The sequence below is a fragment of the Bifidobacterium sp. wkB344 genome, assembly GCF_003688305.1.
GTDB lineage: Bacteria > Actinomycetota > Actinomycetes > Actinomycetales > Bifidobacteriaceae > Bombiscardovia > Bombiscardovia mizhiensis.
Window position 1 is genome coordinate 41,662 of the sequence record NZ_NPOQ01000005.1, and the last position, 12,890, is coordinate 54,551.

10 protein-coding genes and 1 tRNA gene are annotated in these 12,890 nt (G+C 60.4%); 3 read left to right on the plus strand and 8 right to left on the minus strand.

What is annotated here, in order from left to right:
* Nucleotides 1–57: 57 nt before the first annotated feature.
* Nucleotides 58–1,452: a GH1 family beta-glucosidase gene (locus CI601_RS00675; protein WP_121913951.1), complete on the minus strand. Its 1,395-nt coding sequence runs from the start codon at nucleotides 1,450–1,452 to the stop codon at nucleotides 58–60.
* Nucleotides 1,453–1,649: 197 nt separating this feature from the next.
* Between CI601_RS00675 and CI601_RS00680 the strand changes: the two genes are divergently transcribed.
* On the plus strand, nucleotides 1,650–2,333 hold the full coding sequence (locus tag CI601_RS00680) for a VTT domain-containing protein (RefSeq protein WP_121913952.1): 684 nt from the start codon (nucleotides 1,650–1,652) through the stop codon (nucleotides 2,331–2,333).
* A gap of 83 nt (nucleotides 2,334–2,416) precedes the next feature.
* Nucleotides 2,417–2,489: transfer RNA gene (locus CI601_RS00685), tRNA-Ala, on the plus strand.
* Nucleotides 2,490–2,700: 211 nt separating this feature from the next.
* On the opposite strand, the gene CI601_RS00690 is transcribed toward CI601_RS00685, so the two are convergent.
* The 5 genes from CI601_RS00690 to dnaK all read right to left on the minus strand — a co-directional run bounded on the left by CI601_RS00690 (nucleotide 2,701) and on the right by dnaK (nucleotide 8,934).
* Nucleotides 2,701–4,350 (minus strand): DEAD/DEAH box helicase, encoded by a 1,650-nt coding sequence (locus CI601_RS00690; RefSeq protein WP_395947990.1) that lies wholly within the window; start codon nucleotides 4,348–4,350, stop codon nucleotides 2,701–2,703.
* A gap of 202 nt (nucleotides 4,351–4,552) precedes the next feature.
* Complete coding sequence (locus tag CI601_RS00695; protein WP_024627809.1) at nucleotides 4,553–5,083, minus strand: heat shock protein transcriptional repressor HspR; 531 nt, start codon at nucleotides 5,081–5,083, stop codon at nucleotides 4,553–4,555.
* 52 nt (nucleotides 5,084–5,135) lie between these two features.
* On the minus strand, nucleotides 5,136–6,140 hold the full coding sequence (locus CI601_RS00700; RefSeq protein ID WP_121913954.1) for a DnaJ C-terminal domain-containing protein: 1,005 nt from the start codon (nucleotides 6,138–6,140) through the stop codon (nucleotides 5,136–5,138).
* A gap of 147 nt (nucleotides 6,141–6,287) precedes the next feature.
* A complete protein-coding gene (grpE, locus tag CI601_RS00705; protein ID WP_121913955.1) occupies nucleotides 6,288–7,034 on the minus strand; it encodes a nucleotide exchange factor GrpE in 747 nt (248 codons plus the stop codon).
* A gap of 1 nt (nucleotide 7,035) precedes the next feature.
* Entirely contained in the window at nucleotides 7,036–8,934 is a 1,899-nt protein-coding gene (dnaK, locus tag CI601_RS00710; RefSeq protein ID WP_121913956.1) for a molecular chaperone DnaK, read from the minus strand.
* Between the two features lie 396 nt (nucleotides 8,935–9,330).
* On the opposite strand from dnaK, the gene CI601_RS00715 reads away from it, so the two are divergent.
* The gene (locus tag CI601_RS00715; RefSeq protein WP_024627813.1) at nucleotides 9,331–11,103 is read left to right on the plus strand and encodes a glycoside hydrolase family 13 protein; all 1,773 of its coding nucleotides are present in this window, start codon (nucleotides 9,331–9,333) and stop codon (nucleotides 11,101–11,103) included.
* A gap of 100 nt (nucleotides 11,104–11,203) precedes the next feature.
* Here the strand turns inward: CI601_RS00715 and CI601_RS00720 are convergent, their stop codons facing one another.
* The gene (locus CI601_RS00720) at nucleotides 11,204–12,040 is read right to left on the minus strand and encodes a carbohydrate ABC transporter permease (RefSeq protein WP_024628121.1); all 837 of its coding nucleotides are present in this window, start codon (nucleotides 12,038–12,040) and stop codon (nucleotides 11,204–11,206) included.
* Nucleotides 12,037–12,888, minus strand: coding sequence for a carbohydrate ABC transporter permease (locus tag CI601_RS00725; protein ID WP_259465266.1), 852 nt, complete (start codon nucleotides 12,886–12,888; stop codon nucleotides 12,037–12,039). The genes CI601_RS00720 and CI601_RS00725 overlap by 4 nt, the downstream gene beginning before the upstream one ends.
* Nucleotides 12,889–12,890: the final 2 nt, after the last annotated feature.

Genomic DNA, 12,890 nt, shown 5'->3' on the forward strand with positions numbered 1-12,890 from the left:
AGGCGGTCGGACAGGGATGCCCGACCGCTTTGCAGTAACCTTTGTATGCCGTCTTGCTCAGACTGCGCGATCATGGATGATCTGCGCGTACCGCAGACCGGAATCCTTCCAGATCCTCTCCTGGGTGTCATAGTCGACCCTGATCAGCCCAAAACGCTTGGTGTAGCCCAGGGCCCACTCAAAGTTGTCCAGCAGGGACCAGGCGAAGTAACCGGTCACCCGGGCCCCTTCATGGATGGCCCGGGCCACAGCGCGCAGGTGCTCCTCCAGATAGGCCACCCGCTGGGGATCATGCACCCCTTTGCCTCCAGGGAAGGACGGATCCGAGCTGACCTGGTCCTCCCAGGCGGACCCGTTCTCGGTGATCATAAGATCCAGCTTGGGGAAACGGCCGGAGACCTCCATAAGCAGGTCGGTCAGTCCCTGAGGCTCCTGGTTCCAGCCCATGGCGGTCAACGGTCCCTGAGGAGGCAGAGTCTCGACCATATCCTGGGCGGGCATGGGGTTGCGCTCGGAACCAGCGCCGTTTCGACCCCGCACGTGGTTGGTTGAATAGTAGTTGATGCCCAGCACGTCCAAGGGCTGATGGATCTGTTCCAGATCACCGTCACGGACGAAGCTCCAGTCAGTGAGGCCCTCGGCGGCATCATGGATGCGTTGGTCATAGGTGCCGGCAAGCATGGGGCCCAGCCAGACCTCGTTGGCGAACAAGTCGGCCCGGGTCTTGGCCGCCAGATCCGCCGGATCGTCGCTATCGGCCCGGTTGACCTGCAGGTTCAGGGTCACCGATATGCGCGCCCTGTCACCCAGCTCGGCACGGATGGCCTGGGCTCCCAGCCCGTGAGCGAGATTCAGATGATGAACCGCTGCCAGAGCCTGCCCGTAGTCGCAGATGCCTGGAGCATGGCCGCCATTGCCGTAGCCCAGATAGGCCGAGCACCAGGGTTCGTTCAGGGTTGTCCAGGTCTGCACCCGATCGCCTAGAACCTTGGCCAGGACAGCTGCATAGTCGGCATATCGTTGGGCGGTGTCGCGGTTGGCCCAGCCTCCAGCCTCCTGCAGGTACTGGGGCAGATCCCAGTGGTAGAGGGTGACGACAGGCTTGATGCCGTTTTCCAACAGCATGTCCAGCACCCGCCGGTAGTGGTCCAGGCCAGCCTGGTTGATGGCGCCGCCTGCCTGGGGCACAATACGGGGCCAGGCCACAGACAGCCGGTAGGCCCCCACCCCCATCCGCTTCATCAGAGCGATGTCCTCTGGGTAGCGGTGATACTGGTCACAGGCGACATCGCCATTGGATCCATCCGCTATTTTTCCTGGCTGCCTGCAGTAAACGTCCCAGATGGAGTCTTCCCTGCCATCCTCGTGCGCCGCACCCTCTACCTGGAAGGATGCCGTTGCCGTGCCCCAGGTGAAGTCCTCAGGGAAGGCAAGTCGTTCGTCATTGACCATATGTCCACTCCTCAATTGTGTGACCCTTCCCGCCTATCTTCGCACAGGTGGGCCGACGACAGGACCGTGGCCGACTGCTGATAGGTTGTGTTGTCCTCGCAAGGAATCAGACCGGGGAGTGCCGGGTGCCAAGGCCAGCTTGTTAAAGTATGTCTCGGTTCTGGAAAAGCACACATCGACGGAATGGAACGCGATTCATGGGGTTCGTCAACTGGTTGATACACCTGCTCAAGGATCCGCGCAGCGCCATCGCGAGCTGGATCGCCATGGGGCTGGTGCCGACCTACGGATTCATCTTCCTGATCATCTTCATCGAGACAGGCGTGGTGTTCATGCCCTTCCTGCCGGGCGACTCCCTGCTCTTCGCCGCCGGCGTCTTCGCCCATGACCCATCCAGCGGTATGGCCCTGGACGTGCTCCTGCCCGTCGTCTGGCTGGCCCCCATCCTGGGCGATCAAAGCAACTACTTCATAGGGCACTTCTTCGGCCGGGCCATCGTCCGTTCAGGGCGCGTGAAGTCACTGACCCCCGAGCGAATCGCCAAGACCGAGGGCCTGATCGACAAGTGGGGCCCTCTGGCCGTGGTCCTGGGACGCTTCCTCCCCTTCATCAGGACCTTCATGCCTTTCATTTCAGGCATCTCCGGAATGCGGTGGCGGCGCTTCACTCCCTTCAGTGTGCTAGGCGGCTTGGTATGGTCAAGTCTCTTCACCCTCCTGGGCTACTTCTTCGGCGGCATCCCCGCAGTCCAGCAGCATTTCGAGCTGGTCATCATCCTGATCCTGGTCATCTCGGTCCTGCCCACGGTCATTGGCCTGCCCAAGGCAAAGTTCGGCCGCAAGAAGACTTCCGTCGAAGAAACCAGCGCCAAGGCAGACTGATACCTGGCCTGAGATATTTTGCGTTTGGCCAGGGCACGCGCTAAAGTAAGCTTCTGTTGTTCGGCTACGGTCGGGCAACGAATGGGGCTGTAGCTCAGTTGGTAGAGCGCTTCGTTCGCATCGAAGAGGTCGGGGTTTCGACTACCCTCAGCTCCACAGTGTCGAGATACTTTTTCTTCTTTTTTATGCCGTTTCGCTACATCGCAATCGCTCTTCTGCCAGGATCAATCAGGCAATTTTAAAAGCAAGAACCCTGGCGCACGGCCAGGGTCAGATTGAACTGCAATTCCTCGTCAAACCTCAGAGAGGCTTCATCGAAGCCGACAACCACGATGGACGTATCGCTGGAAACACGCCCATCAGTGGATCAACGCTTGGAGGCAGAGCGGAAGGGGTTGTCATCGCGACGATGATGACGATGACCGCGGCGGAACCCACGACGGTCTGCGTCAAAACGAGAGCCAGCACGGCCGTTGCCACGGCCATGGTCGTGACCATGGGTCCGCTCGCTGCTGCCGGAATGACGATGGCCTCTGGTCCGGCCGTCCAAGGGGCCATCCTCACGATCGAATACCGGTCGGTCACCTGACCGCCGGGAACGGTAAGGCCGACGGTCCCGATCCCGGCCCGCAGCCCTAGCCTGGCCGCCGCGATCGAAATGCCTGTCCGACCGGGAACGATTCCGATGTCCACTTCGGCCGCCACGGCCTCCACGGGCAGAACGGCCCCCCGAGGCCTGCGGCTGCTCGGCTTGCAAGGACCAGCCTTCCACCGGCTTGGCCACGGGCCCTACGAGTTCGGTAACCTCGGGCGAATCGGCGGTCACCTGAACCGGTTTGGCATCGATATGGGCCATGCGTAGCATCCGCCTGGTGTCGCGCCACTGGTCAGGCAGGACCAAGGTGACCACGTCGCCGGAACGGCCGGCCCGGGCCGTACGCCCTGACCGATGCAGGAAGGACTTGGGATCGGCTGGCGGATCCACCTGAACCACAAGGTCCACATCGCTGATGTCCACGCCGCGGGCGGCCACGTCGGTAGCCACCAGGACCTTCACCTCGCCCCGGGAGAAAGCCCCCAGGTTGCGATCACGCTGGTTCTGAGAAAGGTTGCCATGCAGCTGTGCGGCCGGGATGCCATTGTCGATCAGGTTTTTGGCCAGCTTCTTGGCCTGGAACTTGGTCCGGGTGAAGAGAATCCGCCGTCCTGTGCCCGAGGCCAACTTGCGCACGAGATCATGCTTGGCAGCCTGGGTGGTGCGGAAGATGTGGTGGGTCATCAGATCCACATGCTGGGTGGCGGAATCCACCTCGTGAATCTTGGGATCCTTGAGGAAACGCTTGACCACGGCATCCACACCGTGATCCAGGGTGGCTGAGAAGAGCATGCGCTGACCGCCCGGGCGAACCTGGGCCAGAATCCGCTCCACGGCAGGCAGGAAGCCCATATCAGCCATCTCGTCGGCCTCGTCCAGCACGGCGATCTCCACATCCTCCAGGCTGAGCTTGTGCTGGCGGAGCAGATCCTCCAAGCGACCAGGGCAGGCCACCACGATCATGGCCCCGCGGCGAAGGGCATCGACCTGACGACCCTGGCCAACGCCGCCGTAGACGGTGCAGGTCCGCATGCCGTAGGCCTGGGCAAGGGGGTTGAGAACCTCGTCGATCTGATTGGCCAGCTCGCGGGTGGGAGCCAGAACAAGACCACGCGGGCGGGGCAGACTGCCTGATCCGGCGGCATTCCCGCGGCCATGGCGAGCCCGCCCTCCCTGGTCGGCAGCCAGCCGAGCCACCAGGGGGATGCTGAAGGCCAGGGTCTTACCGGAACCGGTCCGCCCTCGGCCCAGGATGTCACGACCAGCCAGAGCATCGGGCAGGGTGTCGCGTTGGATGGGGAAGGCACTGGTCTTGCCGTCCTTGCGCAGGACACGAACCAAGGGTTCAGGCACCCCCAGCTGGTCAAAAGTCATAGGTTCTACAGCAGAATGGTCGGCATTGGACGAATTGGAATCGGGCATGGATGAAGCAGTCACAATGACCTTTCACAACAGGGAAGAAAACGGTACTGTCGGTCGACAGTTCGCGGGCCGCGTGCAAAGCAGAGAATGACGAATTTCGCGCAAGCGGTTTCCCCGTACTCAAAGCATTCAGGCGACGATCAGCCGCAGCTCTTGGGCGAGCGGCCAACCTGTACACCATAGCACAGGCCACTCACCTGCCTCAGGAGCGTACGCTCCAGACGATCAGCGATTTGGACTCAGTCGGATCGGCCTCGTCATGTGTCGTGTCCTGCCGCCAGAGCCGAGCTCTGCTGGATCGCCTGACCTCGACAACCCGGCCGTCGGCAGCGGCGGCGAACATGCTGGACCCCTGTGACTGGTGGGAGCGGCGCAGCTGGCGCCTCAGCTGTCGATTTTCCTCGGCCAGGGCCAGAATCCTGGTCACCCCGGCCAGGTTGATGGACTCGTCCTGGCTCAGATGCTGGGCCTGACCCAACCGATCCAGATCCCGCAGGGAGTACCGGCGCGCACCCCCCTCGGTCCGTTCCGGCACGATCAGACCCAACCGGTCATATTGACGCAGGGTCTGCGGATGGATGTTGGCCAACTGCCCGACCTGACCGACGCTGAAGACCGGCAATTCAATATCCAAGCCGGCATCGTCGGCAGCATCCAGGCTGATGCGCCCGGCCACCAGACCGCGAGCGCAGGCCAGATAGATCCGCCTGGTCTCGGGATCCACCCTGACCATGATCATCACTCCTCTCCGCTGTTCGTTCCGACTTGATCCGGCATCCGGATCGTCATATCTTCATGCGTTCTCCGGCGATCTGCTCGTCGAAGTCGCCACTGGACTTGGCAAAGTCACGCATGGCCTTCTTCTGGGCCATGCCCAACCGACCGGGCATACGGATCTCAAGCCGCCCCACCAGGTCGCCCTTGCCGCGGCGATCCTGAACCCCCTTGCCGGCGATACGAATCTCATCGCCACTGGAGGAGCCAGCCGGAATCTTGAAGGTGACGACCTGGTCGTCGATGTCCCGTGCCTGAACCTTGGCTCCCAGGGCTGCCTCGGATACCGTCACCGGCAGGGTCATGACCAGATCCCTATCCTCCATGGTGAACCGCTGGCTGGGTTGAACGCTGATCTGCAGGTAGAGGTCGCCATTGGCGCCCCCGTCCCTGCCAGGCCGACCCTTGCCGGCCAGCCTGATCCTCTGGCCGTTGTGAACCCCAGCGGGGATATGCGTCTTGAAGCGCTTGCCACCCACGCTCAGGGATACCGTGGCCCCCTTGACCGCCTGACGGAAGGACAGGCCGATTTTCGAGTTGCGATCCTCGCCCTTGACGGGCCTGGGCCTGCTCTCCTGGTAGGTGGTTCGGCCGCCACCACCGGCCCCTCCGCCGAAGGAGGAGAAGATGTCAGCGAAATCGGGCTGTCCCGAACCGTTACCGAACCGGATGCGGGTGCCTCCCGGCGCCCCGGCCCCGCCGAACATGGAGCCGAAGATGTCCGAGAATGCATCGGTGTTGAAGCCACCCTGGCCGGAACCGCCCGCGAACCGGGCTCCCCCCATGCCGAATTGGCGGATGGCATCGTACTTCTGACGCTGCTCCTTGTTGCTGAGCACGTCGTAGGCCTCGGAGATATCCTTGAACTTCTCCTCGGCCTCCTTGGTCTTATTGAGATCGGGATGGTATTTGCGGGCAAGCTTGCGGTAGGCCTTGGTGATCTCCGCTTCGCTGGCGTCCTTGGAGACACCAAGGACCTTGTAATAGTCCTTGCTCAGCCATTCATTCTCAGCCATCCATGTCTCCTTTCCTCATAAGCTACGAATATATGGAATTGGAATCCGCCCTTTCGCGTGCGGCGGCGGGCGGGACCATAACCCACCCAGCCGCCGCATGCGAAGGCGTCGATTCAGCCTGCGGAAGGTCCGCAATCACCGTCCCTGCTACTGCCCGGGCGAGGTCACCACTACCCTGGCAGCCCGGATCACCCGGTCGCCAATCCGATAGCCTGCTTCGACCACCGTGTCAACGGTCTCTTTCTTGGCATCGGGGTCTGGCTTGTGCAGGATGGCCTCATGCTTGGTGGGGTCGAAGTCCTCGCCTTTTTCACCGAACTTCTCGACGCCGAACTTCTCGAAGGTCTTGTCGATCTTCTTGGCCACAGCCTGGAAGGAGTCGTCCATCTGCCCGTGCTCCTTGATCCGGTCAATGTCATCAAGGGCCGGAAGAAGGGCGGTCAGTACATCCACGATGCCGTGCTGGCGGAAGATGTCCTGCTCCTTCTTGGCACGGTTGCGGAAGTTGACGAACTCGGCCCTCTCACGCTGGAGAGCCTCCAGATAATCGGCGGCCTCCTTCTTGGCCTGGCCCAGAGGGGTCAGACCCTCTGATTCCTTGTCGGCGCCGTCTTCCTTGGCCGAGTCGGAACCATCCTGGTCATCGGACTTCGAAGCATCAGCATCAACCTGAGCATCTGCTGACGAGGCGTCCTTGGCGGAGGAACCCGACGAGGTCTGACCATCCGCCTGACTCTCGTCTGCTGCGCTTTTGTCGGCGTGACGTCCGCGAGCCGCTTCCTGGTCGGGTGTCGATGCGGCGTCAGAGGCCTTGGCCTCGTTCCCGTCCGGTTCGCCGGCAGCGGCCGGGTCGCCCTTCAGCGGCCCGGCATCATCCTTGTCGAAGGCCGACATGTCACTCGCCGTCCTTCTTCTTGTCGTCGTCATCCACAACCTCGGCATCCACCACGTCGTCATCGGCGGACGAAGAGGAGCCTGCACTCGAGGCAGCACCGGCGGCACCTGCAGCGCCCTGGGCGCCTGCACCGTCAGCGGAGCCTTGCTGGGCGTAGAGGGCCTGGCCGATCTTCTGGGCAGAGGTCATCAGCTCGCTCTGGGCGTTCTTGATCTTGTCCATGTCCTCGCCCTTCAGAGCCTCTTTCAGAGCGTTGACCTTGTCGGTGACCTCCTTAGCCACCTCGTCGGAGATCTTGTCCTTGTTGTCGTTGACCAACTTCTCGGTCTGATAGGCGGCGGACTCGGCGGCGTTGCGGGTGTCGGCATCCTCACGGCGCTGCTTGTCCTCAGCCTCGTGAGCTTCGGCCTCCTTGACCATGCGGTCGATCTCGTCCTTGGGCAGGGCTGAACCGCCGGTGATGGTCATGGACTGCTCCTTGCCGGTGCCCTTGTCCTTGGCGGAGACATGCACAATGCCGTTGGCGTCGATGTCGAAGGTGACCTCGATCTGAGGAACACCACGCGGAGCCGGAGCGATGCCGGTCAGCTCGAAGGTCCCCAGAGGCTTGTTGTCACGGGCGAACTCGCGCTCACCCTGATAGACCTGGATCAGCACGGAGGGCTGGTTGTCCTCGGCGGTCGAGAAGACCTCGGACCGCTTGGTGGGGATAGCGGTGTTGCGGTCGATCAGCTTGGTCATGATGCCGCCCTTGGTCTCGATACCTAAGGAGAGCGGGGTCACGTCGATCAGCAGCACATCCTTGCGGTCGCCCTTGATGACGCCTGACTGCACGGCAGCGCCGACAGCCACAACCTCATCGGGGTTGACGGTCTGGTTGGCTTCCTTGCCGCCGGTCAGTTCCTTGACCAGGTCCTTGACGGCGGGCATACGGGTGGAACCGCCGACCAGCACCACGTGGTCGATGTCCTGGACCGAAATGCCGGCATCGTGCAGCACGTTGTTGAACGGCGTGCGGCAGCGGCCCAGCAGGTCGGAGGTCATCTCTTCGAAGTGCGCCCGGGTCAGGGTCTCGTCCAGGTGGACTGGGGTTCCGTCGGGGGTCATGGCCAGGTACTGCATGGAAATGCTGGTGGACGAGGAGGAGCTCAGCTCCTTCTTGGCCTGCTCAGCAGCCTCCTTGAGCCGCTGCAGGGCGATCTTGTCCTTGGACAGATCCACGTTGTACTTGTTCTTGACCTCGCTGACCAGCCAGTCGATGATCTTCTGATCCCAGTCGTCGCCGCCCAGCTTGTTGTCGCCGTTGGTGGCCTGGACCTGAATGGTCGAGAAGCCGTCGTCGTCCTTGCCGATCTCCAGCAGGGAGACATCGAAGGTGCCGCCGCCCAGATCGAAGACCAGGATGCGCTCATCCTCCTTGCCCTTCTCCAGACCGTAGGCCAGAGCCGCGGCAGTGGGCTCGTTGATGATGCGCAGGACGTTCAGACCGGCGATCTTGCCGGCATCCTTGGTGGCCTGGCGCTGGGCATCGTTGAAGTATGCAGGGCAGGTGATGACCGCGTCGGTGACGGGTTCGCCCAGGTAGGACTCGGCATCCCTCTTGAGCTTCATGAGGATCTGGGCCGAAATCTCCTGCGGGGTCCACTTCTTGCCGTCGATCTCGACGGACCAGTCGGTGCCCATGTGGCGCTTGACCGAGCTGATGGTCCGGTCAACGTTGGTGACTGCCTGACGCTTGGCCACCTCGCCGACCAGAATCTCGCCGGACTTGCTGAACGCCACCACCGACGGCGTGGTCCGCGCGCCCTCAGCGTTGACGATTACGGTGGGCTCGCCGCCCTCCAGGGTTGCAATGCAGGAATTGGTGGTTCCCAGATCAATGCCAACTGCACGTGCCATACTCATTACCTCCTGATGAAATCGGGGCGTAGGGCCTGACCCTGCACCTCATCGTTCACGTTCTCCGCTCGCGCTTCGTTCGTGGTCCCGATGGCCGGCTCCCGTCGGCCCGGGCAAGCAGCCATCATGACCACTCCGAAACTTGAGCCTACATCACTCAACTTCTTCTGGCAAATATTATTCCCATTGCGTCTAAATTGCCGAGACGGATCAATTTGATGGTAATGAGAACGTATGCAATTACACATTTCCAAAGCTCGCATTGACTCATCATAGCTCTGAAATAAGCTCTAATGAATGCTGTTAGAAAGCCGAAAATTAATGACCAATGGTTTTGCTATCGTTGTCACATAAAAGCTGATCAATAAGACGGCCTGTTTCGAGGAGGAGATGTGCATGACCAACAACAACATGAACGATGATTGGTGGAAGCAGGCAGTTGTATATCAGATATATCCGCGCAGTTTCAAGGATGTCAATGGCGACGGCATTGGCGACATCCGAGGCGTGACCGAAAAAATGGAATATCTGCGAGACCTGGGCGTAGACGCCATCTGGCTGTCACCCTTCTACCCATCGGAATTGGCCGACGGCGGGTATGATGTCATGGATTACCGCAATGTCGACCCACGCCTAGGCAGCATGGCTGATTTCGACGAAATGACCGAAAAAGCTCATGCATTAGGGCTCAAGGTCATCGTGGACATTGTTCCCAATCACACGTCAAACAAGCACGAATGGTTCCAGGATGCCCTGCGTGCAGCTCCGGGATCCCCCGAACGAGACAGATACATCTTCCGCCGGGGCAGAGGTACGAATGGAGAACTGCCACCCAATGGATGGATGTCCTTGTTCGGAGGGCCTGCCTGGGAGCAGGTTGACGACGGCGAATGGTACTTGCATATATTCGCCAAAGAGCAGCCTGATCTGAACTGGAAGAACAAGGAAGTTCACGAAGCCTTTAAGGACATATTCCGTTTCTGGTCCAATCATGGCACAGACGGTTTTCGAATTGACGTGGCCCACGGGCTGGCCAAGGATCTGGACAGCCGCCCTCTGTCCGAGCTGGACAAATGGCCCGTCCAGGAACAGTCCACTTATCACAACTATGAGCATCCGCTATGGGACAGACCCGAAGTACATGACATATATAAGGAATGGCGAAAGGTCTTCAACGAATTCGAACCTCACCGTTTCGCAGTCGGAGAAGCCTGGGTCGTGCCTGAGCACCAGCATCTGTACGCATCCGAGAACGAACTGGGGCAGGTCTTCAACTTCGAGTTCGCCAAGGCCAATTGGGACTGCCAGGCCCTGTACACCGCCATTGCCGAAGGCCTGCAATCCGCCAAGGACTCAGGATCGACCACAACATGGGTGATGAGCAACCACGATGTGGTCAGACAAGCTACCAGATACGCGCTGCCCCAAGTGGACAGCTCCACCTATCATCAGCTTGACAAGGACTGGATCCTTCGAGACGGGCAGACTTATTTCGAGGACCGGGCCAAGGGCACGCGCAGGGCACGCGCAGGATTTGCCCTCGAAGCAGCATTACCTGGCTCTGTATACATCTATCAGGGTGAGGAGCTTGGCCTGTTCGAAGTTCCTGATATTCCCTGGGACCGTCTGGAGGATCCGACTGCGCACCGAACCCGCGGCAAATACACCGAAAAAGGCCGTGATGGGTGCCGAGTCCCCTTGCCCTGGGTCGCCGGAGACACACCTGCCCCCGCAAAGTGGAATCCTGCCTTTGGAGAAGGGGCCTCCTTCGGGTTCTCCCCCTCGCATACCAAGGATGGAGGGCCAGCCAGCGACCCCCATCTTCCGCAGCCGCTCTGGTTCAAAGACTTTGCTGTTGATCAAGAGGAGAGCAATAAGACCTCGATGCTCTCCCTCTATAGGAAAGCCCTTAATCTACGAGCCACATTGCTGACCCCCACAGGCAACGTGGAAGTCACGGCCCTATCTGCCACAGACGGCCGGATTTCCTACACACGCAAGGCACTTGTCGATTCCAAACCTGCGGAACTGACCTGTCTGACTAATTTTTCGCAGACACCGACTCCCCTTCCACAAGGACGAATTGTGCTCACATCGGGAGACCTAGCCGAGGACGGCTCGCTTCCCCAAGACACAACCGCTTGGGTAGTTCGCACAGTGCAGGAATAACGGACAAAGAACGCTGAGCACAAGTCAACAAAAGGGCCTCGCAGTAATCCACATATTGCTGCGAGGCCCTTTTAAAATCTGGTATGTACCAGATTTTGGTTTATCCTTTGACGGCGCCGGCGAGGACGCCTTTGATGATGTATTTCTGGCAGATCAGGTAGAAGACGATGATGGGGATGATGGCCAGGACCAGGCAGCCCATCATGGCGCCCATGTCCACCGAGCCGTACCCGCCCTTCAGGTACTGGATGGCGATGCTCATGGTCTTGAACCGGCGCATGTCCAGGGTCAGGTAGGGCAGCAGGAAGTCGTTCCAGATCCACATGGCCTCCAGGATCGCCACCGACACGATCGAGGGACGCATGATCGGCACCACGATCCCGAAGAAGGTGCGCGGGATGCTGGCCCCGTCGATCATGGCCGACTCCTCCAGCTCCTGGGGGATGCCCTTGACCACGCCCGTGAAGATGAACACCGCCAGGCCGGCACCGAACCCCAGATACACCACACACAGCCCCCACGGCGTGTTCAGACCCAGCATGTCAGCCATTTTCGACAGGGTGAACATCACCATCTGGAACGGCACGATCATGTTGAACAGGAACAGCAGATACAGGAACTTGGCCACCCGCGTGTTGACCCTGACGATCCACCAGGCGCACATGGACGTGCACACCAGGATCAGCAGGACCGAACCCACGGTCACCACCACCGTCCAGCCGAAGCTGGCCAGCAGGTTCGTCCGCTCCACACCCCTGCGGTAGTTCTCCAGACCCACGAACGTCCTGCCCGTGGGAAGCGAGAACGCGTTGCGCGAGATATACGCCTTGTTCTTGAACGAGTTCACGACCACCAGCGCGATCGGGAACACCCACAACAAGGACACCAGAGCAAAGAACAGGGTCCACAGCCCCGAATGCTTCACCTTGCCGCTCATGCCGACACCTCCCTGCTGGTCGTCAGCCTGTTCTGCACCACCGCGATCACCGCCACGATCACGAAGAACACCACCGCCTTCGCCTGGCCCACGCCCTCGAAGCCCGTACGCCCGTAGAAGGTCCGGTAGATGTTCAGCGCCAACAGCTCCGACGTGTTCGACGGCGCCCCGTTGGTCAACGCCAGATTCTGATCGAACATCTTGAACCCGTTGGTCATCGTCAAAAACGTGCACACCGTGATCGAAGGCATCATCAACGGCAGCGTGATCCGGAACAGGATCTGACGGCCGCTGGCCCCGTCAACCGAAGCAGCCTCCACCACATCCCCAGGAAGCGCCTGCAGGCCGGCAATGTAAATGATCATCATATAGCCGATCTGCTGCCAGCAATACAACAGCACCATCCCCCAGAAGCCATACACCCCCGAATACGTGATCGAACGACCCCAATGGGCCAGCACCCCGTTCAACAACAGCAGCCAGATATACCCCAGGATGATCCCACCGATCAGATTCGGCATGAAGAACACCGAACGGAACACATTCGCCCCACGGATCGCCTTGGTCAGCATATACGCCACCGCGAAACCACACACATTGATGACCAGAGTCGTCACCACCGTGAACGCCACCGTATACACCATCGCATGCCAGAACTCCCTATCCGACAACGCCGCCGCATAATTGCCCAACCCCACAAACCGGGCATCCACCACCGTCGTGAACCGGCAAAAACTCAAATACACACCCATCACAAACGGCACCACAAAACCAACCACAAACGCCAACAACGTAGGCAACACAAACAACCCCCACCACCTACGAATCGACCGACCAACCATCGAAATCA